We start from the raw sequence: 22,508 nt of genomic DNA, 5'->3' as shown, positions 1-22,508 counted from the left end.
TCTTTGGCGTTAGCGGCATGCTTTGCTAACCGGCACAGTGAAAATCTCGCTATCTGGACCTGTCTGTGAACCGCTTTATCTGAAAAATAGAACCTGGCCCCGGCAAGCGACGCCGGGGAACGATGTTCTCTTTCACTATGACATCGCCTCGCGGGTTGCCGATTTCGGTATGCCTCAGGCGTGCGGAGCGTTCACATGACGGACAGTCAGTCTGAAAAAACTCTCGTTGTTCCCCCTGCACATCCCGCTGCCGGGCAGTCGGCCCAGGGCTGGATGAACGGTTTCCTCGGCATGATGATCTTCAGCGGCTCGCTGCCCGCCACGCGAGTGGCGGTGCTGGAGCTCGATCCGCTGTTTCTGACGGCGGTCAGGGCGGCGATCGCCGCCTTGCTGGCCCTGTGTGCGTTGCTGATCACCCGGCAGGCGCGGCCGACGCGGGCCGATTTGCCGCCGCTGCTGTTTGTGGCGCTCGGCGTGGTCATCGGTTTTCCGCTGCTGACGGCGCTGGCGCTGCAGCACACCACGTCGGCGCATTCGTTGGTGTACATCGGTCTGCTGCCGCTGGCGACCGCCGGTTTTGGCGTTTTGCGCGGCGGAGAACGGCCCAAGCCCACTTTTTGGGCTTTTTCAGGCGTCGGCGCCGTGCTGGTGGGCGCTTTCGCGTTGAGCCAGGGGAGCGGCGGTGCCTGGCAAGGGGATGCGCTGATGGTCGGGGCGGTGTTGCTGTGCGGCCTGGGTTATGCCGAAGGGGCGGTGCTGTCGCGCCGGATCGGCGGCTGGCAGGTGATCTCCTGGGCGCTGGTGGTGGCGTTGCCGTTGACGCTGGCGGCCACCTGGCTGGCGGCGCCGGCCGGTTGGCCCGTGATCAGCGGCGCCGCCTGGCTGTCGCTGGTTTACGTCTCGGTGTTCAGCATGTGGATTGGGTTTATTTTCTGGTATCGCGGCCTGGCGCAGGGCGGCATCGCCGCCGTCGGGCAGTTGCAGCTGCTGCAACCGTTCTTCGGCCTGGCGCTGGCGGGCTGGCTGCTGCATGAGACCGTCCAGCCGATGATGATCGCCGTGATGGCCGGCGTGGTGGTTTGCGTGTTTGGCGCCAAACGTTTTTCCCGCTAGGCGCTGCTGCCGGCGCAGGCCAGGATCTCCTGTCCAAGCCGTTCCACCGCCTGTTGCACCTGGCGGTCGGCGTAACCGCCCAATCCCAGCACCAGGCCCGGTTCACCGTGGCCGGGTGCATACATCGGCGACACCGCCCGCAGCGCCAATCCGGCTTCGTTGGCGCACTGGGCGACCCGCACGTCATCGAGATCTTTCCTCAGCCACAGCACCATGTGCATGCCCTGATCGCAGGGCTGCACTACCGCCAGCTCAGCGGGGATGTGCGTGTTGATCGCCTCGATCAGCACCCGGCGTTTCTCGGCGTAGACGCCGCGCATTTTGCGGATATGCCGGTCGAGATACCCTTCGGCGATAAAGGCGGCCAGCACGTGTTGGTCCGCGCTGGGCGGATGGCGATCCATCAGGATCCTGGCGCCGCAAAAGGCGTCGACCAGCGGCGGCGGCACGATGGCGTAACCCAGCCGCAGCGAAGGGAACAGCACCTTGCTGAAGGTGCCGAGATAGAGCGTCCGCTCGGGCGCCAGCCCCTGCAGCGAAGGGAACGGGTGGCCGGCGTAGCGCATCTCGCTGTCGTAATCGTCTTCCACGATCCAGGCCTGCCGCTCTTTGGCCCAGGCCAGCAGGGCGCTTCTTTTCGCCATGCTCATCGGCATGCCCAGCGGATATTGATGCGACGGCGTGACAAAGGCGGCGCGGGCGTCGGCAGCCAGACGCACGCCGGCGGCAACGTCGATGCCGTCGTCGGCGACGGGCACCCTAATCATGCGCCGATCGCGAAACAGACTGTCGAAAATGGCGGTAATGCCGGCGTAGGCGGGATCTTCGACCCAGGCGCTGTCGCCGGCGTCCAGCAGGATCTGGGCGGCCAAATAGAGCCCTTGTTGCGTGCCGGAGGTAATGAGGATTTGCTGCGGCGTGCAGTTTACCGAGCGGGAACGGCGCACGTAGTCGCAGATGGCTTCGCGCAGCGGCAACGCGCCCAGCGGATCGCCGTAACCTGACGGGGCGCCGGGGCCACGCGCCCGGATGCGGTTGCCGAGCCGCCGCCAGACATCGTCGGGCGCGGTATCGCCGATCGGCACCGAGACGGTGAATGGCACCGGCGGCAGCGCCCGCGCCTGGGCGGCGAAGCGCGCCAGATGCTGCGCCTGTGAAGAAAGCGGCACCGCTACCGCCGAGCTCGCCTGCACCTTGGCGTGCGGCGTGCGGCGCGGCGCCTGATAGTGAGCGACCCGGGTGCCGGAGCCGGGCTGCGGTTCGAGAAAGCCTTCCGCCGTCAGCTGAGCAAATGCTTCCAATACCGTACCGCGCGCCAGATTCAGCGCCGCCGACAGCCGACGCGTCGAAGGCAGCAGGTCGCCCGCTTTCAGATCGCCCCGGTGGATGGCCTGGCGCAGGGCCTGCGCCAGCTGGTGGCTAAGCTGGCCCGCCTGACGATCGAGTTCGCCGAGGGCGGGGACGTCAACGACTTTGGCTGTTCTTGGCATGGATTCCGGCTCGCTTTACAGTACGAAAATGAGTATTCAGAGTAAACCACTCTGGTGTCACTCGCGAGCCTGTTGTCGCTCAGCCAAGCCCCCGCTGATTCAGCAGCACCCTATTCAACTCGCTGTTTTTCCGCACGTTCAGCTTGCGCATTGCCGAGCGCTTATGGGCGCTGATGGTTTTCTGGCTGCGCTGCAGCAGGCCGGCGATGCGGCAGGCGGACATGCCGCTGCTCATCAACCCCAACACCTTTTTTTCGCAGTGGCTGAGTGCAGCGATGCGGCAAGCCTGGCATTTCCACACGCCGGCGGCATGCAGCGCCATCCACGGATGCTGGATGAATTTTTCCAGCGCCATCTGGAGCTTGAGGCGGATGGCGTAAGCCGAATCGCGGCGATGGATACTGAACAGCTGCGGCAGGTTTTTCACCTGTTGTTGGGTCGCATCGTCGAGGATCAGCAGGGTCAGCTGCCGCTGGAGCGGGATGCCGTAGGGGCTCTGGTAGCAGCAGGCGCAACCCCAACGTTCTTCCGGCGTGCGGAACACGATTTCGATGTTATCCAGCGTCTGCAGCGCCAACGGCGCGAACTGAGGGTACAGGCGGTGGCATTCGTTCAGGGAGTGCAGATAATCCTGCAGCAGCAGGTGCAACCCCTGCCGGTAGAAGTTATCGCTGTCGAACAGCGTGAAGCGAATATCTGGCATGGAGGGCTCCTTTAAAAGGTCGTCGTACCGGGCCGTGGCGAACGGTAACGACCCATCGCCGGCAAGGGGCGCCGGCGTTTTCCTGATTTCCCTGGGGTAGTGCGAGCTTATTGGTACGCCAGCACAAAATTGGCGACTGAACTGAATGCGCCTTCGGTAAGGGTTTTATCTTTAATCGCGCTCGGCCGGGCCTGGACATAGGCGCTGAACCTCAGGGCATTGGGTCCGTCTTGCAATGTCACCGCATCAGCCGGCGTACCCAGCTCAATCGCTTTGCCCGCACCGTCGAACAGCGCGATGGCGGCGCCGTTGGCGCCATTGTTGATCGCCAGTTTGCCCGGCAGTTCGGCATCTTCAGTGCCGGTAAAGGTGGCGGTGACCGATTTGAAAACGGCGGTTTTACAGTCGGTTAAGCGAATGGAAAATGACACGGGGTTGGTGTGGCCGTAGCGGTACAACGTTTTGATCAACACCGTATCCATCTCGACGGTCTGGTGAAGAGACTGCGGGTCGATATTGCAGGGCCTGCTTACCACGGAGCCGAAAAAGTCTATTTCCTTATTTTCCGCCGCGACTGCGGAGGAAAATAGAAAACCGATACTGCACAGAAGGGTGATTGTCCGATAGTTATTCATCATCACCCCCCTTAAATATAATTAATCAGCAAGATTACGGTCTTACGGAAATTGCCTTCCTGTCCTTCCCCGGTGGCCTGCAATGAGGCGCTGTAGGATTTTTGCACCTGATCGTGACCATTCATGTCGGCGAAGCTGTCGAACTGATTGTATTTAATCCATTTGGGGTTGGAATTATCGTGGATGCGCAAGGTTGAACCATTGTCCATATTCAAGCCGGTAGCGTCGGTCAGCGTGCCGTTTTTCACCATGAAATTGGCGTCCAGCGCGAAGCTGTCGCTGCAGCCGTTTTTACGGATCAAGATGCTGAAATCCTTGCTCGCTACGGTGCCCGCATTGGGTTTCCAGGTGGGGATTTCGCCGAAATCAACGCCTTCCGGGGTTGAAAGTTCCACCGACGCGGCGCACTGGATGACCTTGATTTTATCCAGCCCGGTTAGGGTGAAACGGTAATTTTTCCCTGGGTGGACGTTGATGCCGCCTACGCCATCGAGCTGAAAAACGGCGATCTGGCTGGCGCCTCCCGCGATGATTTCTCCGGTTTTTTGCAAATAAACCTGGTAATTGACGTGACCGAGCTCCCGTTGCTTGGGGGTACGAAACATATCGGTTTGTACCCGGGAATTGATCAGGCCAAGATCCTGGCCGTTATAAATCACCCCCATGGAGATGCCGGCGGCGAATTGCCGGTTGTCCGGATTGGGATAGAAATAAACCCATTCCCCTTTGGGTTTGCTGGAGTGCGCCCAGCACATAACGTCGCGGCTCATCGGTTTAGAGGTCCAAAGCCGGCTGCCGACCGGTAAGGTGGCCGGTATGGTCAACCGGCCGATATCCTCGCTCTCTTCGGTAATGCCGTTCTCGGTATTCAGGTGGCATTCCAGCGCCTGAGCGCCGAATGGCGTCGCCAGGCAACCCAGCAACGCCAGGCGTTTATAAATAGACCAACTGGACATGCACCACTCCTTTGAATTGGTTTGCTTCGATGAACTGACGGGTTGATTCCAACTGAGCGCTGAACCACAACGTATTGCCGCCGGGCTGCAAGACATAGGGGGCGCCGGGTTGGTTGAGGGACAATGCGCGGCCCCGTTGATCTTTCAGCCGCAGGCCAACGCCTTGTACGCCGCCGTGCAGCTTCAGCAACTGCGGATTGTCGGGATCGCTTTCACCGAGGAACACCAGCGTGGCGGCCTGCTCCCCCCGCAGGTAGAGCAGGCCGGCATCGCCATTGCGCATCCCGGCCGGATTGTCTGCCAGCGCCCTGGCGCCCAGCAGGCAATGGTTAAAGGCGAGACGAAAACGTACCGGCGCGCTTTGATCGCCGACATGCCGGAAGGCGGTCGTGCCGATCTCACCGAGATCGACCGACTGATCGCGGCTATCCGGCGCCAGGCTGCAGGGAGAGCTCAGCAGAGCGCCCTGAAAACCGACGGTGCCGCTGGTGCCCTGAACCTCTCCCGGCGGAGAGGCCATTGCGGCGCCGTTGCCGAGCAGCAAGGCGCCGATCAGCAGAGGCCGCAGGCGGCCGGTGAAGTCAGCCATGCCGTATCTCCTTATTTTTTCCCGGTTGCGGCGGTGCAGAGGTTAACGCTGCAGGTGAAGCGCAACTCGGGGTGGCCGCCGAAATCATTGATATAGGTGACGACGAAGGCGTCGAACCCATTGTCGCGCAAACGCACTTTTTCGCTGGATTTGGGGGACAGCATCACCGGCTGAAAATCGCCGATCGCGCCACCGCCTTGTTTCTGCGTCTGACGGGCGATACCGGTCAGCGTGATGTGGAACGGCGTCGGGTTTTCGATGGTGAAACCGTCGGCGGTTTTGTGGAACACCAGCTGCTCTTGCCATATCTCACCCTGCGGGGCGACGATGGCCTTCGGGCGGAAGAACAGTTTGATCTGCGTTTGCAGCGCCAGCTGCATCACGTTGGCTTTGCTGCTTTTGGGCGGAATTTCGCGCAAATTGAAATAAAACACCGATTCGCGATCTTGCGGCAATAGCTCGGCTTCCGGCGTTTTGGTAATGCGCACGACGCTGCGTTCTCCGGCTTCCACCCGTTGCAGCGGCGGCAATACCACCAGCGGCGAAACGATCTTTTGATGTTGCGCATTCTCGATCCAGGCCTGAGCAAGAAATGGCAACTCTTTGTTCTCATTGGTTATGTTAAGGCTGATCGATTTGGCGTCGCTCACATAGATGGCGCGCGTGCGATCCAACGCGATCGCCGCGTCGGCCGTCGAAACCAGCGTCATCAACGCCAGGCTGCCCGCGGTTACTGCTATCGAATGTTTGTTCATGTTATTCGTCTACTCTCAATGTGTTGCGGATTACGGTTTGGCGCACGGCAACAGCAGCCGGTCCAGCGGTTTGGCGGCGCCTGGGATGGCGATGCGGCACTGACGGCGGCCTTCCCAGGCGACGTCCAACCGTTCTTCCGGTTGGACGCCGGTCAGATACACCGATCCGCCGTCGTTCACCACCGCGATCTCCCGTCCGGTCGCATTCAGCACCGTGGCGCCGAACGGCGGTTCGCTGCCGTCCGCCAGCTTGATGGTGGCCAACAGCTTGCTGCCTTTCACCACCTCGAAGTGGCGATAACCGATGGCGCCTTCAGTCAGCGTGCCCTGCACCACCGCGCGTGTGGCTTCAACGTCGTCCGCCAGCTTGTTGACGTCGATGCGCGTATCGGTGTTGTAGTAGCTGGTGATATCCGAGATCACCGCCAACCCGAAGCGGTTGCTGTAAGCGCGGCCGTTGTTGATCGGCACGCCGGCGACACCGTTGGTATCCAGCATCATGCGGCTGCCGCCGTTGCCGGCGTTCTGGTGCGCGGCGACGCCGTGCCGGGTAGCGGTCAGGCCGCCGCGGAAAGTTCCGCCTATCGAGGAGTAACTGCCCTGCTGATAAGACGCGTTGGCGTTGAGCGTGCCGAACGACGCGTTATGGGTGTAGTAACCGCTCGCCGTCGGTTTGCCGGACTGGGTGACGCCGCTGCCGACCTGCCAGGTATTGTTGATGTCGCTGTTGTCGGTGTAGGTCGCCGTTTGGGTCACGTCGTGGTTATTGACCTGCAGCGCGTAGCCCAGGCGGTTGTGCTCGCCGATAGGCACGGTGAAATTGAGCATCGCGCTATCGTCGGTGCGGCCCCGATAGTGAGTGCGATAGGCCGCCAACGAGGCGGTGATATTGCTGATCCCGCCGAAGTCGAACAGCTTGCTGGTCGACATGCCGTAGCGATTTTGCGCACCGGCGTCCCAGTAAGTCTGGTGTGAGTAGGTCAGATAAGCGGTGATCGCCTGAGCGCTGTCCTCCGCCATAAAGGTTTTGCTGGCGGTGACGGTATACAACTCTTTTTGTCGGCCGCTGTAGCGATCGTCAATGTCGCCGTAGCGCGCCTGCAGGTACTGCGACATGGTCATAAATTTGCGCTGCGAAAAGCGGTAGCCGGCAAAGGTGATTTGGCCGTTGAGTTCGTCGAAACGTTTGGCGTAGTTGACCTTGAATGACATGCCTTTGGCGCTGGGTTCATTGGGCAGGCGCGCGATCGACTGCGTGGCGTCCACCGACAGGGCGCCGAACAGGTTCAGGTCACGCCCCAGGCCGAGGGCCCAGGCGTTGTAATCGCCGCCGATCAGTGCGCCGCCGTATAGCGACCAGGCGTTGCTCAACCCCCAGGAGAAATCGCCGGCAGAGAACACCGGCCCTTGCGTGCGGTGATCGTAGGCAGACGGCTTGCCCAGCGCCATGTTATAGCGCACGTAGCCGGGGCGGGTCAGATAAGGAATGCTGGCGGTATCTACCTGAAAAGTGGAAACGCTGCCGTCTTGTTCTTCCACTTTCACATCCAGTTTGCCGCGTACCGAACTGCTGAGATCCTGGATGGCGAACGGCCCGGCGGGCACTGTGGTTTGATACAGCGTGCGGCCTTCCTGAGAGACGGTGATCCGGGCATTGCTTTTGGCGATGCCGCGTACTTCAGGCGCGTAACCCTGCAGGTTGGGCGGCAGCATGCGCTCGTCGCTGGCGAGGTTGAGGCCGGTAAAACGGTAGGCGTCGAACACCGGCGAATTCAGGTAGATTTCGCCCAGCGTCAGCCTGGCGGCCTGCATCGGCAGCGCGCGGTATGCGTAGATCTGATTCCAGTCGAAATTGCTGTCGCGCCGGCCGTATTGTTGGTTGAAGTCGGTCTGGTAATCGGCGCGCAGGCGCCAGGCGCCCAGGTTGGCGCCCAACGTACCGTAGCTGCTGAGGCTTTCGGTGGTTCCGTTGTCGTGGTGCTGTTTGCCGATTTGGCCGCTGAGATTGTAATCCAGCAGCATGCCGGGGATGCCATCGTCCCACTGCTCGGGCGGCGTCCAGTCGGGATCGGAATATTTCATCCAGGCCTGCGGAATGGTGATCGCCAGTACGCCGCCGCTGATGCGGTCGGAAATGGTTGCGCCTTTGATGCCGCGAATGTCGGCACACTGGTTGTCGTGCCACAGGGTGACTTTTTTGGCCACTTCTTCTTTCAGCGCCATTTTTTCCACCAGGTCAGGCGGCAGGCACACCTGGCTGCCGCTCTTGTCATCCGGCGACGGGAAATACTGAATGCTGCGCTGGGGCAGCGTTTTCTGGTTGATTTTGATATCCAGCAGATAGGTGCCCGGCATGACGTAACCGGCGTCGGAAAAGCGGGATAAGTCCACTTTGCTGCGTTCGCCGATATCCAACACGTCGGTATTGAATTCCGTGGCGGAAAAGACCGGTTTTGCCCAGAGAAAAGAGAGAATGACGATGATGGGCGTTTTTTTTATTGTCAGTAAAGACGTCATAGAATGATCACTCATGGCAAATCCGCGCCTAATAGCAGGTCATCCCCTACGACCTGAATACGTAATGCTGTACAGCGTTCCTAACGAAAACCGGCTACAGATAAGACAGGGTAAATTTGGCCAATGAGCTGAAACCGCCCGCCCGTGCCCTGTCGGGGTGAATGCGCAACTGGGCGCCAAAGCGCAGCGTGTTGTCGCCGGCGACGATCAGATAATCTGCGGTCGTGCTGCCGAGCGGGATCGGGGTACCGGCGTCGGTCAGCAACTCGATAGCCATGCCGCGCGCCTCGCCCTGGACGGCGAGCCATTGCGGATCTTGGCTATCCGCGATGCCGCTGAAGGTGAGGTTGGCCGCGCGATAAATAAAATCGGGTTTTATCTGGCTGGCCAGTTCGCAGTTCACCAGCCTGATGGCGAAGTGGCGGCGGCTTCCGATGAGGCTCGGCTGGGCATCCCGCCCGGCGTCGCTCATTGAAACCAGCCCGAAATCAACGGTTTGATCCAGACTGTCACCGGCGATGTTGCATGGCGTTTCGACGATTTCGCCGCCCAGGCTGACTTTGCCGTGGCCCTGAGTTTTCGCCGTGGCGCTAGCGCTGCCGATGCTGAGCGCGATCAGCAATGCGCCTCGCCAATGGATGGTCATGCTGGCTTCTCCCTGTCGAGATCGGTTCCTTTGCCGGAGCCGGCGTCGTTAAGCATGGGGATGCCCGTGCCGGCATCCCCAACGAGGCTTACTGATAAGCCAGGGTAAAGTTCGCCACGCTGGTGAACTTGCCCGGCACGACGGCGCCGGAAGCGCTGTTGCCTTGCAGGTATGCGGCGAATTTCAGGGCGTTGTTGCCTTCGTTCAGGCCCTGGCCGTCCGTTGCGGTGCCCAACTCAACGTCCTTGGCATGCAACTGGTCGTAAATCACGATGCCCGCGCCGCTGGCGGAACCGCTCAACGCCAGCAGTTTGCTGTTGACGGCATCCGGCGTGCCGGTGAAGGTCACCTTGACGTTTTTCATGGTGTTGAGCGCGCAGTCTTTCAGCTCAATGCTGAAGGGTTCGGCGCTGGATTTGCCTTCTTTGGCCAGGATGCGGCTGCTGATCTGGCCCATCGGGACGGTTTGATCGACGGAGTCCGGCGTGATGCTGCAAGGCGCATCGATAATTTCACCGCTAAAGGTCACGGTGCCGCTGCCCTGGTTAGGCGCCGCATGTGCAAAGGAGGCGGTGGAAAAAGCAATGACGGTCGCCAGCATTAATTTATTCAGTTTCATTTCTCAGGTTCCTGTAGAGAGTATTTAAATAAAAAGAAAAGCACACCTAAATCCCCGCAGAGCGGCAACGCCTTGTCAGCTGCGCTGCGATGGGAGCCAGATCCTTTTGCTTTGGGCAATACGCACACCCTTCGTTATTTGTTTTCAATAACGAAATGGTTATGTGATGTTTAGTCGGTTTTATTTGATTTTAAAAACCGAATGTCGGCATGGCGTTTTGCTGGGAATATTCTTGCAAACAATAGCATTGCTTGGAAATAGATTTTATTAAAATAAGTCAAATTCAGAATATAAAACCAAAAGGAAAAAGTTAAATATAAGATCAAAAACCAATAGATCGTATGTAAATATTATCCAGAATAAATCACTGTATAAATAAGGTTATGCGAGATATTTGATCGACTGGAATAGCTGTTGCCCTACAATGCGCAATATCGCTTTGCTAATATTACGCTTTGACGGTCATTGAAAAATTTTCTTTATGAAACAAAATGAAAAACATAAGCATTTGTTTTATATAATTTTGTGTGATTAGTTGTCCGTATGGCGTTTCCAACGCCAATTCCTGGGTTGTTGACGTGTTTTTAACAAAAAAATAACAACATGATGGAGGGGAGATTATTCTTATCCGATGCTATTTTTTTGACGCATTTATGTTATTTAACCCATTGTGATTAACCAGAAAAGGGCAGGAAATGCCATGTTCATCATATAATAATGACCTAAGTGATAATGAAAGGATGATCAATGGAATGATTACTGAGATTAATGCTTTTAGCAGAGGTAAGGCGAATGCGTTGACGATGTTGGTAATTATTTCTTCGCGGTTCGTTATGGGATTGTTTAAACATCTTCGTACCATGATAACCGTGAAAAAAATTGCACAGAAAAATCCTAGTGAAAAATCCGAGGATCAATGCATGACATTTTATCTGCAAAGGTTGGATTCATTAATAAATATTCATTCTCGCGGTGTTCGACAGCGCCAGGTCTATTTTATCGGAACAACGCCGTTTGCGCGGACACCGCCGTGATTTATCCCCCTGCGCATCGCTGACGTGCAGCCATGAGCGGGGAGCTCAGCAGTAACCACTCAGGAGGAATGCTATGGCCAAGGTGCCGAAAACGTTTGAAAGTAGAAAATCGCTGATGCTGGATGTGTTGCAAGGATTGTGCAGGGAGCGTGTGGAAGGGGCCGGGGGCCATCATCCCCCGCCGGAGCAATGGCCGAAGACGCGTGAACTGGCGGATAAATGCGGTGAAAACATTTATACCACCCGCACCCTGCTGCTGGCGCTGGAAAAGGAGGGCAAGGTTCACTGCACCCACCGCAGCATCAACAATTCTCTACGCTGGTACAGCTGCGACGAACAGGCAGCGATAAAAAAAGAGTGATTCGACCCTGGCGGTCGCTTTTGACTATTCCTACAGCTAATGATTAATTAAATTTATCATTTGGCGGGGCGTTTTGCTCCGCCAATCCTCCTCTCCGCTCTCTGCCACCCGCGCAGGCGTTGCTAAGATGTTTTTTGCAGCCATATACTTATCGCTCAGACGGGAACAGGTGTAGGGAGCCGGCATCGTAATGAAGGAAAAGAAAGACATACTGAGATTGGATGATATTCATTATCAAATAGACAACCAGGTGATCCTGGACTCCGTCTCTTTCACGCTGGGTGAAGGCGAGTTCAAACTGATCACCGGGCCTTCCGGCTGCGGGAAAAGCACGCTGCTGAAAATCATCTCCTCTTTAATGGATCCGACGAGCGGGAACCTCTATTTCGACGGACGGGCGATCGGCGAGATATCGCCGGAGGCGTATCGCAAGCAGGTTTCCTACTGCTTCCAGACGCCGGCGCTGTTCGGCAATACGGTTTACGACAATCTGGCGCTGCCCTACCAGATCCGTCAACAGTCGCCGGATGAACGAAAAATGCAGGCCGATCTGACGCGTTTTGGGTTGCCGGAGGCGATGCTGACCAAAAGCATCAATGAGCTGTCCGGCGGGGAGAAGCAGCGCGTGTCCCTGATCCGCAACCTGCAGTTTATGCCCCGGGTGCTGTTGCTCGATGAGATCACCAGCGCGCTGGACGAAGAAAACAAGCGCAACGTCAACGAAATCGTTCATCAGCTGGTAGCGGAGCACCGGCTGGCGGTGCTGTGGGTGACGCACGATACCGAAGAGATAGCGCATGCGGATGAGGTGATCACCCTGCGCGCGCACGGCGCCGAACAACAGGAGCAACAGCATGAATCAGCATAACATCACCAACGAATCCTTAGGCTTGTCGATGGTGCTGGTGGTGGTCGCCATCCTGATCAGCCACCGGGAAAAGCTGGCGCTGGAAAAGGACATTATCTGGAGTATCTGCCGCGCGGTGGTGCAGCTGATCATCGTCGGCTACGTGCTGAAGTATATTTTCGACCTGGATAACGCGGTGCTCACCGTGTTGATGGTGCTGTTCATCTGTTTTAACGCGGCCTACAACGCCAAGAAACGCAGCAAGTACGTCGAACATGCGTTCGTGACGTCGTTTATCGCCATCACCACCGGCGCGGTGCTGACGCTGGCGGTGCTGGTATTGACCGGCTCCATCGAATTTACGCCGATGCAGGTGATCCCCATCTCCGGGATGATCGCCGGTAACGCCATGGTGGCGGTGGGGCTGTGCTACACCAACCTCGGCCAGCGTTTCAAGAGCGAACAGCAGAAGATTCAGGAGATGCTCAGCCTGGGGGCGACGCCCAAGTTCGCTTCGGCGGCGCTGATCCGCGACAGCATCCGCGCTTCGCTGATTCCGACCGTGGACTCGGCGAAAACCGTTGGGCTGGTTAGCCTGCCGGGCATGATGTCTGGGCTGATCTTCGCCGGTATCGACCCGGTGAAAGCGATCAAATACCAGATTATGGTGACCTTCATGCTGCTTTCCACCGCCAGCCTGTCGACCATTATCGCCTGCTATTTGGCCTACCGTAAGTTTTACAACGAGCGCCACCAGCTGGTGGTCGGCAACCTGAAGTAACGCCATGAAAAACGGCCTCCGCGGAGGCCGTTTTTTTCACTCTTGCAGCAGGGCGATGCTCTGGCGGATTTCCCGTTCGATATCCGCTTCGCTCCAGCCGTCCAACTGCGAAGAGAAGGGCTCGAAGGCATAAACGCCGGTATAGCCCAGGCGTTCCAGGTTCTGTACCTGGCGGCGGCTCTCCAGCCGATCGCCCTCGCTCAGCATGATGCGTTCTTCGTCGCTCAGCGCGCCTTTATCCCGCCCATCCTCCACGCCGGACAGATGCACCAGGCCGATCTGCGCCACCTGGATTTGCGCGTCGAAGTCGGCCTGCGTCACGCCGCTCAGGTAGTGGTGGAAAGTATCGAGCACGATGCGGTACGGTGCGCCCGAATCGCGGATGAGCGCCTGGGTCAGCAGCGACGATCGCAGCGAGCTGATGCCGAAGCCCAGAGGCTCGACGTATCCCTGCACGCCATAGCGCGCAAACAGCGGCGCCAGCAGCTGCAGCGCGGCGAGGGTGTCGTCCCGTTTTTGCTGCTCGCTGCGCATGTCGTCGGCGCTGCAGTGTGGGCACAGCACCAGCGCTCGGCTGTGGATGGCCTGCGCCTGCGCCAGCAATGCTTCGGCGCGCTGCAGCAGCGCCGCCGGATTATCCATCAGATTGAACATGCCGAGGGCGTTGATCGTGACGATCTCGATGCCGTATTGCGCAGCGAGCGCATTGAGCTGCGCGTCGCTCAGATCGTCGGTTACCTTGCCGCTGGGCATGTCGTTGCGCAGCTCAACGTTGCTGAGCCCGCAGCGTTTCACCAGGCGGAAAAAACTGTCCAGATCGAGATTCGGCGCGATCTTGCGGTTAATGCAGAAGCGGTCCAGCGCAATGGTCATGAGGCATTACTCCAGCGGTCAGGGTTGAGAGATCAGGATTTGCCGTTTTCCAGCGGCAGCGGCTTGCCGTCGGGCAGGGGGTGGCGGTGGCGTTTGGCCAGCACCACCTGCTCCATCTTTTCCAGCGAAACGCCTTTGGTTTCCGGAATATAGCGGCCGATGAACCAGTAGCTGAACAGGCAGCAGGCGGCAAAGATCCACATCGGGAAGGCGCCGTGGAAATGCGAGAACAGGTAAGGGTGGTCGTTGATCATCGGGAACGACTGCGACACCGCGAAGTTGGCGACCCACATGCAGCCGACGGCGATGCTCATCCCCTGCGCGCGCATGCGGTTCGGGAAGATTTCCGACACCAGCACCCAGGCGCCGACGCCCCAGGACAGCGCATAAAACACCATGAAGAACAGCATGCCGAACAACGCGAAATAGCCGGTGGCCTGGGTATAGAGCGCGTACGAGGTGAGCAGCAGGCCGGCGATGGCGCCCAGCGTGCCGTAACGCATCAAGGGAATGCGGCCCATGCGATCCATCAGCATGGCGCCGATGACCGAACCGACCAGCTGCAGCACGCCGATCCAGATGGTCTGGAACAGCGCTTCCTGCGCGTTTTCGGTGACGGTTTTCAGCACCACCGGTGCGTAGTACATCATTACGTTGACGCCGGTCACCTGCTGCAGCATGGCGATCATGCAGCCGACGAACAGGATGAAACGCACCCGCGCATCGCTGTAGTTCAGCTTCCGGTGCTGCTGCTGTTGATCCTGCTGCAGCGAATCTTTGATTTCTTTCAGCAGATTCTGCGCGTGGGCGGCGTTCGAGACCTTGGTCAACATCGCCAGCGCCTGATCGTCACGGCCCATCATCACGTTCCAGCGCGGCGATTCAGGAATGACGAACACCAGGATGCAGAACAGAATGCAGGGGATCACGCCCGAGGCGAACATCCAGCGCCAGCCCATTTCCACCAGCCAGGCTTCGCTGGCGATGCTGGCGATTTTGAAGTTGACGTAGAAAATCACGATCTGGCCGAACACGATGGCGAACTGCTGCATACTGAGTGCCCGCCCGCGCATGTCCTTTGGCGACACTTCCGACATGTACATCGGCGACACGGTGGCGGCAATGCCGACCGCCAGCCCGCCGATGATGCGGTAGATGACGAACCAGGTGAAAGTCGGGGCCAAGGCTGCGCCGATGGCGGACACGGTGAACAGCAGCGCCGCCAGCATCAGCGCCTTTTTACGGCCCCAGCGCGCCGCCAGCGGCCCGGCGGCAAAGGCGCCGACGACGCAGCCGATCACCACGTTGGAGACTGCCCAACCGGTTTCGGCCGGGCTGAGACTGAAATAGGTTTTCAACGCTTCGATCGCGCCGGAGATCACGGCGGTATCGTAACCGAACAGAATGCCGCCCAGGGCGGCGATGCCGCAAATTCGCAATATGTAGCCGGTATTGTGCTTACGCTGATATGACATGTGTTGCTCCGATTTTTATCCTGGCTTCCGTCCGCACGGTTGGGGTGTCGGGAAGAGGGCGAGCGGAAGGGTGTGAACCGTGCCTGTCATCAAGGCGATGTCGTCGATAAATGCTGGAACAAACAAGAACATTTATTTCATAATTAGTGAATAATGGAATATTGATTTTTAGATCCAGTTCAAAAAAAACCGTCGCGAGTGATTCGGGCACCTTGGGTGCTCGGGGGCGGGCGATAACGACGACAGCGCTGGCGCAGCGCGGGTTTTCTGTAGCAAAGTCAGTGTGTATTACCCTTGTTTTCTCCGCCGTCGTTGCGCTTTCCCTGGCACGCTAATGAAAGCGCTAATCCGATCGACACTACAAAATTGCGACCTCACGCACTAAAAACAAATTTTTCAAAACAATTTATTTGAAACTTTTTTTTCAATGAAATAGAGTTTGCTGCATCCGGTCAGGATTTAGCCGGCTTGCCGACGGGGTTTGGCGAGCGGGACGATTAACGCCGCGCCGCCGGCGTGTGGCCAGGCGACAGCGGACTTGAAAAGAGGGCGTGACATGAAAACCGTGGGTAACTTTATTGGCGGGCAGGTATGCCTGAGCAGCAGCAATCAAACCGTCGACGTGCACAACCCGGCCAGCGGGCAGGTTGAGCGGCGCGTCACGCAGAGCACCGCCGCCGAAGTCAAACAGGCCATCGACGTGGCCCATCGGGCGTTTGCCGACTGGTCGCGCACCACGCCGCTGCGCCGCGCGCGCATCATGTTCAATTTCAAGGCGCTGCTGGAACAGCACCGCGACGAGCTGGCCGAGCTTATCGTCAGCGAGCACGGCAAGGTGTACTCGGATGCGCTGGGCGAACTGACGCGCGGCATGGAAGTGGTCGAATTCGCCTGCGGCATCCCGCATCTGATCAAGGGCGAGTATTCGCCGGACGTCGGCAGCGGCGTCGACAGCTTCTCGCTGATGCAGCCGCTGGGCGTGGTGGCGGGCATTACCCCGTTCAACTTCCCGGCGATGGTGCCGATGTGGATGTTCCCTATCGCGCTGGCCTGCGGCAACACCTTCATCCTCAAGCCGCCGGCGCTGGTGCCTTCCGCCTCGGTGCGCCTGGCGGAACTGCTGAAAGAAGCCGGCCTGCCGGACGGCGTGTTCAACGTGGTGCACTGCGCCAATGAAGACGCGGCGCAGCTGTGCACCGATCCGCGCATTCAGGCGGTGAGCTTCGTCGGCTCCTCCACCGTAGCGGAACATATCTACACCACCGCCAGCGCGCACGGCAAGCGGGTGCAGGCCTTCGGCGCGGCGAAGAACCAGGCGATCGTCATGCCGGACGCCGATCTGGACGCCACGGTCAACGCGCTGATGGGCGGCGCGTTCGGCTCCGCCGGCGAGCGCTGCATGGCGTTGCCGATCGCCGTGGTGGTCGGTGACGATACCGCCGACAAACTGATCGCCAAATTGAAGCCGCTGATCGCGCAGCTGCGCGTCGGGCCGGGCTTGCAGCAGGGCGGCGAAGAGAATGAAATGGGGCCGCTGGTGTCGTCCGCCCACCAGAAGAAGGTGCTGGGCTACATCGATCTGGGCGTGGAAGAAGGCGCGACCCTGGTGGCCGACGGCCGCAATTATCAGGTGCCGGGCTACCCTGAAGGCTACTACGTCGGCGGCACGCTGTTCGACCATGTGAAACCGAATATGCGCATCTACCGCGAAGAGATCTTCGGGCCGGTGCTGGGCATCGTGCGAGTGCCGGACTACCGTACCGCCATCGACACGGTGAACGGCCACGAGTTCGGCAACGGCAGCGCCATCTTTACCGGCAGCGGCCACTACGCGCGCCAGTTCGTACAAGAAGTGCAGGCCGGGATGGTCGGCGTCAACGTGCCGGTACCGGTGCCGATGGCGTTCCACAGCTTCGGTGGCTGGAAGCGCTCGGTGTTCGGCGCGCTGAACGTGCACGGCACCGACGGCGTGCGCTTCTATACGCGCATGAAGACCGCCACCGCGCGCTGGCCGGCCGGGCAGCAGACGGTGTCCGAATTCAGCATGCCGACGCTGGGTTAAGCGATCGCAGAGTATAAACGGGCCGTTGTTCCCTTGGGGCAACGGCCTTTGCACGGGGAGTTAACAGGAGAATCGAGATGTCTTCACTGCTTGCCAAATGTCAAACGCCGAACGCCGAGGGGCGCATCCAGCACGTGACGCCGGAAAATGCCGGGTGGCGCTATGTCGGCTTTGACGTTTATCGCCTGGCCGCCGGGCAGTCGCTGCAGCTTGAGTGCGGCGACAAGGAGCTGTGCCTGGTGCTGGTGGCCGGTATCGCCTCCGTCGCCACGCTGCGCGCCGAGTACCCGCATATCGGCAAACGCATGAGCCCGTTCGAGCGCACACCGCCTTACGCGGTGTATGTGCCGCACCACGATCGCATCGACGTGCGGGCAGAAACCGATCTGGAGCTGGCGGTGTGCAGCGCGCCCGGCAGCGGCCACCTGCCCTCACGGCTGATCACGCCGGCGGATATCGGCGTGGAGCGGCGTGGCAAGGGGCGCAACCAGCGGTTGGTGCACAACATTCTGCCGGACAGCGAGCCGGCTGACAGCCTGCTGGTGGTGGAGGTTTACACCGACGAGGGCAACACCAGCTCTTACCCAAGCCACAAGCACGATCGGGAAGACTCGCCGGACGAAACCTATCTCGAAGAGACCTATTATCACCGCATTCAGCCGGAGCAGGGGTTCTGCATGCAGCGTGTCTATACCGACGATCGCACGCTCGACGAGTGCATGCCGGTCTACAATCGCGACGTGGTGAAAGTGCCGCGTGGTTATCACCCGGTGGCGACCCTGGCAGGCTACGACAACTATTATCTTAACGTGATGGCCGGGCCGGTGCGGCAGTGGAAATTCACCTGGGAAAAAGACCACGCCTGGATTAACGGCGACGGCTATCCCGCCGCGCAATAAGCGTTTGAGGCCCGGCTTGCCGGGCCTTCTTTTTATCAGGGTATAAATTTGCCCTAAATTTGCCCTCCCTCTTGCTCAAATGATAACCTGTCCGCACGCGATCGCTCCCCGACCGAGTGACTCCAAAGAACCGCTGTGATACAGCGAGATTGCCTATGCGCAGGAGGAAAAACCATGACGACCACCATGTCCCAAAAAGCGGCGCGCGAAGGATTAGGTTCACCCGATCTGTTTGAAGGCGGGGTTTACGTCACAAAAAATGGTGTTGCCGAACTGTTTGTGCAAACGGCGGCTGAGAGAGAGGCCGAAATTCGGGAACGCAATCTGGAGCGCCAGTCCAATGCGTTGTTGAAACTGACTATGCTGGCGAAACAAGAGATTAAAAATCAGCGCGGTCTGTCGCCCGAAGAAACCTTGCAGCGGCTGCGTGACGCGCGGAAATAGGCCCGAGGTGCAGGATGCCCCAGGAAATACGTTTTACCGTCGCGCCGGCGGCGGAATGGAGCCTGAAAGACATCGAGTCTTACAAGAGTGGAACGATAGGGGCCGCCGCCGCCGGAGTGTTCGTGGATAATCTGTTGCTATCGTCTCTTGCGGCAATCGCGGACGATCCTGCCCGCTATCGCTTCAACGCCGTGCTGGCGGGCATGGGGGTACGGTTGCACGAGCGATTGGATCCCGACAGCGAATATCGCGTCATTTATGACTACGACGGCCAGACGGTGGAGATTCTGCTTTTCATCAGCATGAAGCAAGATCTGGAAAGCGCGCTCTACCGCTATTTGTTGTTGCAATAATCCCGCCGCGCCCGAGCCTGCCGGGCGCGTTCACCCCAGCCTTACTCGTCCCGGGCGTTATTCAGCGCCAGCGAGACTGCCAGCGTCTGCGCCAGGCACATCGAAGCCACCTGCGAGCGGAAGCCGTCCACCTGCGCTTCGCGCACCACGAAACAGACATCGCTAAAGGCGGCCAGCGGGCTGACCTGGCTGTCGGTGATGGCGATCTGCTGCGCGCCGCGCTTGGCGCCCAATTCCACCAGTTCCACCGCCTCGCGGGCGTACGGCGAATAGCTGATGGCGATCACCACGTCCTTCGGTTTCACCATGCTCAGCTGTTCGGTGAACATGCCGCCCAGGCCGTCGATCAGAAACGCGCGGCGCTCCAGATGGCGCAGCGCATAGGTGAGATAGGAGGCGACGCTGAACGAACGGCGCAGGCCGATCACGTAGATGTTTTCGGCGTTGTTGAGCAGTTCTACGGCGCGATCCAGCTGCTCGGGGGCGATCTGCATCGCCAGCTGCTGCAGCGCTTGCGCGTTGACCATGGTGAATACGTTGAGAATTTCCGCCGGTTTCTCCGGTGCGACGTTGTCGTCGGTGGAGGTTTGGCGGAACAGGCGCGCGCGCTCGGTATAGTTCACCGTTTCTTCCATCAGATGCTGACGGAACACCTGCTTCATTTCGTTGAAGCCGCTGAAGCCGAAGGCATTGGCGAAACGGATCAGGGTGGAAGGCGGCACACTGGCCTGTGCGGCGATGGAGGCAACGGTATCGAAAGCGATGCTGTTACTGTTATCCAAAATATAGCGCGCCACCTGCTTCAAACGCTTGCTCAGCGTTTCATAACGGTGGCGAATCTCGTCCTGTAACAGCGAAAGTTGAGTTGGGTTGTTCATCCATTCGGCTCGCAGTGGGGTGAAGGCGCATGGGCCTGACGCCTGAAATATTGACAGGGTATTTTAACAGACGGAGCGGAAATTTCATTTCCTCAAAAAGCGATTTATTCGATCGCACATTGCGCGACTTCACAGAAAAGGGGCAAAAAAATCCCCTTAAAGCGGCGAAATAGCCTTAAGGGGACGTGAACTCGCGCTCGCTGTTAGTGCGCGCCGCTCGCCTGCGGACGGTACTGGCGCCAGAAACCGATCAGCGTCAGGTATTTTTGTTTCACCTGCTCGATCAGGGCCGCGTCGTCGATTTCACCCTGCAGCCAGCGGCGCGAAGGCTGGCCGAAGATGGTGCGGCCGACGGCGAAACCTTTCACCCAGCGCGCATCCGCAGCGGCGGCAAAGCCCGCCTTCAGCACCGCCTCCGGGGAGTCGAGCCCCAGGATCAGCACGCCGCGGCAGTGGGGATCGTAGGTGTCGATCAGCGCGCCGACCCGCTGCCAGTTTTCCGCACTCAGCGGCGGCAGTTTCCACCAGTCCGGCTGAATGCCCAACCGGTAGAAGTGTTCAATCATCCCCAGGTAATGGCGCTCGTCCTTGTCGGGGTTACTGTCCGGCAGGATCACCTCCAGCAGCAGCTCGTGGCCGGATTTGCAGCAGCCGCGGTAAACGTCGGCAATCAGCTCATCCTGTTCGCGGCGCAGTTCCGCCGCGTCGTGCGGGTGATAAAACACCAGGCACTTCACCACGTGCTCCTGCGGCCAGTCGATCAATTGCGAGCCAATATTGCCGTGCTCCAGGCGCAGCGGGCGCGAGCTGGGCAACTCTACCGGCCGGCCGATCCACCATCCCTGGCCGGTGATTTCGTTCAGCGCCGCCTGTCCGTAGGTGGTGTCGGCCAGAATGCCGCTGTTGCCGTTGAGCCCCGCCTGCGCGGCAGCCTGTTGCGCCGCGGTGAGCAGCAGGGTTTTCAGGCGCGGAATGCGTTCCTCGCCGACGCCGGCTTCGCGCGCCATGTCCGCCAGCTGCTTGCGGTGATCGAAAGCGAACACGCAGAGCTCCGGCCACTGTTGCCTGCGGGTGGTGACCCGGTGCAGGTGGTTCAGGCGTGCGTCGCGGTCCGGGCGCGTGACCTGTTGTTCACGCTGCAGATAGTCATCCAACTCCTGCTTGGTCGGCATGGCCGGCGCGCAGCCGTGGCGCGAGACCACCAATGCGCCGCAGGCGTTGGCGTAGCGGCAGGCCTGATCCCAGCCCTCATCGTTCAGGTAGCCGCGCAGCAGGCCGGACATAAAGGCGTCGCCGGCTCCCAGTACGTTCAGCACCTCAACCCGCACGCCGGCGTGCAGTTTCACCTGCGCCCAGTCGTCGGCGATTTCGCCTTCGAATACCGAGCAGCCCTGCGCGCCACGCTTGCACACCAGCGTGGCCGCCGTGGCCCGGCGCACGTTTTTCAGCGCCGCCAGCGTGTCGGTGCTGCCGCCGGCAATATGAAACTCCTCTTCGGTGCCGACGATCAGATCGAAATGGTGCAGGACCTCCTGCAGCTCGCGCGTGACCTGGTCCGATTCCACAAAGCGGGTTTCGCCGTCGCCCAGCGACGTCAGCCCCCACAGCACCGGGCGGTAATCGATGTCCAGCGCGGTGCGCAGGCCGTGGCGGCGCGCGTATTCCAGCGCCTTCAGCACCGCGGCGCGGGTGTTCGGGTGCGACAGGTGCGTGCCGGTGATGGCCAGCGCGCGCGCGGAGGCGATGTAGGCCTCGTCGATGTCGTCCGGCGTCAGCGCCATGTCCGCGCAGTTTTCGCGGTAGAAGATCAGCGGGAAGGTTTCCTGATCCTTGATGCCGAGGATCACCAGGCCGGTTAACCGACGTTTGTCGGTGATCAGACAGCGGGTATCGGCCCCGACGCGCTGCAGCTCTTCGCGCAGAAAGCGGCCCATGTGCTCGTCGCCGACCCGCGCCAGCATGCCGGATTTTAACCCCTGAATGGCGGTGCCGTAGGCCACGTTGCCGGAAGAGCCGCCGAGGTACTTGGCGAATGTGCCGGCGTCTTCCAGCCGCGCGCCGATCTGCTGAGCATAGAAATCGACGGCGATGCGCCCGAGACAAATGACATCAAGCTGTTTTTCTTGTGTAGCCATACCCGTTTCCTTCTGTTTAAGCAAAACTCCGGCGGCGGCCCGAGCGTGGCGCCCTGCAGGAAGCATGTGGTCAGTATGGGGAATGAAAATTTCAATTTCAATATAGAATGAAATTTACACCCCGAAAATGTGATGCGTTTAAAACATCGGCAGGGGAACGGGAAAAGCCGATGAAGTGACTATAAGACGGCGACCGGGCGCGCGCAGAAAAGGAGGGTTAGGTCAGGATAAAGGCTGTCAGCTGGTGTGCTAACGGCTTCTATCGGACGGTGCGCGGCGCGAAGCCAGTGAAAGCTGAATCACGAGATGAAACGGGCTTTTCATGCAATATGCGATCTTTATC

Annotated in this window: 22 protein-coding genes; 9 read left to right on the top strand and 13 right to left on the bottom strand. The window is 59.4% G+C overall.

What is annotated here, in order from left to right:
- Window positions 1–273: 273 nt before the first annotated feature.
- Window positions 274–1,113, top strand: a complete 840-nt coding sequence (locus C9411_RS22945) for a DMT family transporter (RefSeq protein ID WP_233221945.1) — start codon at window positions 274–276, stop codon at window positions 1,111–1,113.
- Here the strand turns inward: C9411_RS22945 and C9411_RS22940 are convergent.
- From C9411_RS22940 to C9411_RS22900, 9 genes are all read right to left on the bottom strand, one after another.
- Window positions 1,110–2,603, bottom strand: coding sequence for a PLP-dependent aminotransferase family protein (locus C9411_RS22940; RefSeq protein WP_107227992.1), 1,494 nt, complete (start codon window positions 2,601–2,603; stop codon window positions 1,110–1,112). The two genes, C9411_RS22945 and C9411_RS22940, sit on opposite strands and share 4 nt — an antisense overlap.
- Window positions 2,604–2,682: 79 nt before the next feature.
- Window positions 2,683–3,306, bottom strand: coding sequence for a LuxR C-terminal-related transcriptional regulator (locus C9411_RS22935; protein ID WP_107227991.1), 624 nt, complete (start codon window positions 3,304–3,306; stop codon window positions 2,683–2,685).
- A 107-nt stretch (window positions 3,307–3,413) separates the two neighbouring features.
- Window positions 3,414–3,944 carry a fimbrial protein gene (locus C9411_RS22930; protein WP_233221940.1) on the bottom strand — a complete coding sequence of 177 codons (531 nt, stop codon included), beginning with the start codon at window positions 3,942–3,944 and terminating at the stop codon, window positions 3,414–3,416.
- An 8-nt stretch (window positions 3,945–3,952) separates the two neighbouring features.
- On the bottom strand, window positions 3,953–4,897 hold the full coding sequence (locus tag C9411_RS22925) for a fimbrial protein (protein WP_107227990.1): 945 nt from the start codon (window positions 4,895–4,897) through the stop codon (window positions 3,953–3,955).
- Entirely contained in the window at window positions 4,875–5,486 is a 612-nt protein-coding gene (locus C9411_RS22920; protein ID WP_107227989.1) for a fimbrial protein, read from the bottom strand. The genes C9411_RS22925 and C9411_RS22920 overlap by 23 nt, the downstream gene beginning before the upstream one ends.
- 11 nt (window positions 5,487–5,497) lie before the next feature.
- Window positions 5,498–6,241, bottom strand: a complete 744-nt coding sequence (locus tag C9411_RS22915; protein ID WP_063991732.1) for a molecular chaperone — start codon at window positions 6,239–6,241, stop codon at window positions 5,498–5,500.
- Window positions 6,242–6,271: 30 nt separating this feature from the next.
- Window positions 6,272–8,773, bottom strand: coding sequence for a fimbria/pilus outer membrane usher protein (locus tag C9411_RS22910; RefSeq protein WP_107227988.1), 2,502 nt, complete (start codon window positions 8,771–8,773; stop codon window positions 6,272–6,274).
- Between the two features lie 79 nt (window positions 8,774–8,852).
- Window positions 8,853–9,404, bottom strand: a complete 552-nt coding sequence (locus tag C9411_RS22905; RefSeq protein WP_060424946.1) for a fimbrial protein — start codon at window positions 9,402–9,404, stop codon at window positions 8,853–8,855.
- Between the two features lie 88 nt (window positions 9,405–9,492).
- A complete protein-coding gene (locus C9411_RS22900; RefSeq protein WP_107227987.1) occupies window positions 9,493–10,023 on the bottom strand; it encodes a fimbrial protein in 531 nt (176 codons plus the stop codon).
- Window positions 10,024–10,775: 752 nt separating this feature from the next.
- Between C9411_RS22900 and C9411_RS25650 the strand changes: the two genes are divergently transcribed.
- The 4 genes from C9411_RS25650 to fetB all read left to right on the top strand — a co-directional run bounded on the left by C9411_RS25650 (window position 10,776) and on the right by fetB (window position 13,046).
- Window positions 10,776–11,057: a hypothetical protein gene (locus tag C9411_RS25650; RefSeq protein ID WP_146158894.1), complete on the top strand. Its 282-nt coding sequence runs from the start codon at window positions 10,776–10,778 to the stop codon at window positions 11,055–11,057.
- 73 nt (window positions 11,058–11,130) lie between these two features.
- Window positions 11,131–11,418: a FaeA/PapI family transcriptional regulator gene (locus C9411_RS22895; protein ID WP_063991729.1), complete on the top strand. Its 288-nt coding sequence runs from the start codon at window positions 11,131–11,133 to the stop codon at window positions 11,416–11,418.
- Between the two features lie 190 nt (window positions 11,419–11,608).
- Window positions 11,609–12,286, top strand: coding sequence for an iron ABC transporter ATP-binding protein FetA (fetA, locus tag C9411_RS22890; RefSeq protein ID WP_063991728.1), 678 nt, complete (start codon window positions 11,609–11,611; stop codon window positions 12,284–12,286).
- Window positions 12,273–13,046 carry an iron export ABC transporter permease subunit FetB gene (fetB, locus tag C9411_RS22885; RefSeq protein WP_033645324.1) on the top strand — a complete coding sequence of 258 codons (774 nt, stop codon included), beginning with the start codon at window positions 12,273–12,275 and terminating at the stop codon, window positions 13,044–13,046. Before fetA ends, fetB begins: the two co-directional genes overlap by 14 nt.
- 36 nt (window positions 13,047–13,082) lie before the next feature.
- Here fetB and C9411_RS22880 read toward each other — a convergent pair whose 3' ends face one another.
- Both C9411_RS22880 and C9411_RS22875 read right to left on the bottom strand, forming a co-directional pair.
- On the bottom strand, window positions 13,083–13,919 hold the full coding sequence (locus C9411_RS22880) for a TIM barrel protein (RefSeq protein ID WP_063991727.1): 837 nt from the start codon (window positions 13,917–13,919) through the stop codon (window positions 13,083–13,085).
- A 32-nt stretch (window positions 13,920–13,951) separates the two neighbouring features.
- Window positions 13,952–15,394 carry a sugar porter family MFS transporter gene (locus tag C9411_RS22875; protein ID WP_107227986.1) on the bottom strand — a complete coding sequence of 481 codons (1,443 nt, stop codon included), beginning with the start codon at window positions 15,392–15,394 and terminating at the stop codon, window positions 13,952–13,954.
- Between the two features lie 556 nt (window positions 15,395–15,950).
- Between C9411_RS22875 and C9411_RS22870 the strand changes: the two genes are divergently transcribed.
- From C9411_RS22870 to C9411_RS22855, 4 genes are all read left to right on the top strand, one after another.
- Complete coding sequence (locus tag C9411_RS22870; protein ID WP_049202852.1) at window positions 15,951–17,456, top strand: CoA-acylating methylmalonate-semialdehyde dehydrogenase; 1,506 nt, start codon at window positions 15,951–15,953, stop codon at window positions 17,454–17,456.
- Between the two features lie 77 nt (window positions 17,457–17,533).
- On the top strand, window positions 17,534–18,355 hold the full coding sequence (gene iolB / locus C9411_RS22865) for a 5-deoxy-glucuronate isomerase (RefSeq protein ID WP_033636349.1): 822 nt from the start codon (window positions 17,534–17,536) through the stop codon (window positions 18,353–18,355).
- Between the two features lie 174 nt (window positions 18,356–18,529).
- Window positions 18,530–18,799, top strand: a complete 270-nt coding sequence (locus C9411_RS22860) for a hypothetical protein (RefSeq protein WP_033649358.1) — start codon at window positions 18,530–18,532, stop codon at window positions 18,797–18,799.
- Between the two features lie 14 nt (window positions 18,800–18,813).
- A complete protein-coding gene (locus C9411_RS22855) occupies window positions 18,814–19,152 on the top strand; it encodes a type II toxin-antitoxin system RelE/ParE family toxin (RefSeq protein WP_038871444.1) in 339 nt (112 codons plus the stop codon).
- 41 nt (window positions 19,153–19,193) lie between these two features.
- Here C9411_RS22855 and C9411_RS22850 read toward each other — a convergent pair whose 3' ends face one another.
- Window positions 19,194–20,030: a MurR/RpiR family transcriptional regulator gene (locus tag C9411_RS22850; protein WP_004930856.1), complete on the bottom strand. Its 837-nt coding sequence runs from the start codon at window positions 20,028–20,030 to the stop codon at window positions 19,194–19,196.
- Window positions 20,031–20,233: 203 nt separating this feature from the next.
- On the bottom strand, window positions 20,234–22,165 hold the full coding sequence (gene iolC, locus C9411_RS22845) for a 5-dehydro-2-deoxygluconokinase (protein WP_107227985.1): 1,932 nt from the start codon (window positions 22,163–22,165) through the stop codon (window positions 20,234–20,236).
- Window positions 22,166–22,508: the final 343 nt, after the last annotated feature.

The organism is Serratia sp. Nf2, from assembly GCF_003028435.1.
GTDB classification, from domain to species: domain Bacteria; phylum Pseudomonadota; class Gammaproteobacteria; order Enterobacterales; family Enterobacteriaceae; genus Serratia; species Serratia marcescens_L.
Note: the sequence above shows the minus strand (reverse complement) of the source record. Positions and strands in the feature narration are given on the sequence as shown.

What these genes read in the sequence shown, in the direction of transcription:
- C9411_RS22915 (WP_063991732.1), bottom strand. Translation starts at nt 6,241, where the DNA reads ATGAACAAACATTCGATAGCAGTAACCGCGGGCAGCCTGGCGTTGATG.
- C9411_RS22870 (WP_049202852.1), top strand. Translation starts at nt 15,951, where the DNA reads ATGAAAACCGTGGGTAACTTTATTGGCGGGCAGGTATGCCTGAGCAGC.
- C9411_RS22910 (WP_107227988.1), bottom strand. Translation starts at nt 8,773, where the DNA reads ATGAGTGATCATTCTATGACGTCTTTACTGACAATAAAAAAAACGCCC.
- iolB (WP_033636349.1), top strand. Translation starts at nt 17,534, where the DNA reads ATGTCTTCACTGCTTGCCAAATGTCAAACGCCGAACGCCGAGGGGCGC.
- C9411_RS22935 (WP_107227991.1), bottom strand. Translation starts at nt 3,306, where the DNA reads ATGCCAGATATTCGCTTCACGCTGTTCGACAGCGATAACTTCTACCGG.
- C9411_RS22920 (WP_107227989.1), bottom strand. Translation starts at nt 5,486, where the DNA reads ATGGCTGACTTCACCGGCCGCCTGCGGCCTCTGCTGATCGGCGCCTTG.
- C9411_RS25650 (WP_146158894.1), top strand. Translation starts at nt 10,776, where the DNA reads ATGATTACTGAGATTAATGCTTTTAGCAGAGGTAAGGCGAATGCGTTG.
- iolC (WP_107227985.1), bottom strand. Translation starts at nt 22,165, where the DNA reads ATGGCTACACAAGAAAAACAGCTTGATGTCATTTGTCTCGGGCGCATC.
- C9411_RS22895 (WP_063991729.1), top strand. Translation starts at nt 11,131, where the DNA reads ATGGCCAAGGTGCCGAAAACGTTTGAAAGTAGAAAATCGCTGATGCTG.
- C9411_RS22875 (WP_107227986.1), bottom strand. Translation starts at nt 15,394, where the DNA reads ATGTCATATCAGCGTAAGCACAATACCGGCTACATATTGCGAATTTGC.
- C9411_RS22925 (WP_107227990.1), bottom strand. Translation starts at nt 4,897, where the DNA reads ATGTCCAGTTGGTCTATTTATAAACGCCTGGCGTTGCTGGGTTGCCTG.
- fetA (WP_063991728.1), top strand. Translation starts at nt 11,609, where the DNA reads ATGAAGGAAAAGAAAGACATACTGAGATTGGATGATATTCATTATCAA.
- fetB (WP_033645324.1), top strand. Translation starts at nt 12,273, where the DNA reads ATGAATCAGCATAACATCACCAACGAATCCTTAGGCTTGTCGATGGTG.
- C9411_RS22900 (WP_107227987.1), bottom strand. Translation starts at nt 10,023, where the DNA reads ATGAAACTGAATAAATTAATGCTGGCGACCGTCATTGCTTTTTCCACC.
- C9411_RS22850 (WP_004930856.1), bottom strand. Translation starts at nt 20,030, where the DNA reads ATGAACAACCCAACTCAACTTTCGCTGTTACAGGACGAGATTCGCCAC.
- C9411_RS22930 (WP_233221940.1), bottom strand. Translation starts at nt 3,944, where the DNA reads ATGATGAATAACTATCGGACAATCACCCTTCTGTGCAGTATCGGTTTT.
- C9411_RS22940 (WP_107227992.1), bottom strand. Translation starts at nt 2,603, where the DNA reads ATGCCAAGAACAGCCAAAGTCGTTGACGTCCCCGCCCTCGGCGAACTC.
- C9411_RS22945 (WP_233221945.1), top strand. Translation starts at nt 274, where the DNA reads ATGAACGGTTTCCTCGGCATGATGATCTTCAGCGGCTCGCTGCCCGCC.
- C9411_RS22855 (WP_038871444.1), top strand. Translation starts at nt 18,814, where the DNA reads ATGCCCCAGGAAATACGTTTTACCGTCGCGCCGGCGGCGGAATGGAGC.
- C9411_RS22860 (WP_033649358.1), top strand. Translation starts at nt 18,530, where the DNA reads ATGACGACCACCATGTCCCAAAAAGCGGCGCGCGAAGGATTAGGTTCA.
- C9411_RS22880 (WP_063991727.1), bottom strand. Translation starts at nt 13,919, where the DNA reads ATGACCATTGCGCTGGACCGCTTCTGCATTAACCGCAAGATCGCGCCG.
- C9411_RS22905 (WP_060424946.1), bottom strand. Translation starts at nt 9,404, where the DNA reads ATGACCATCCATTGGCGAGGCGCATTGCTGATCGCGCTCAGCATCGGC.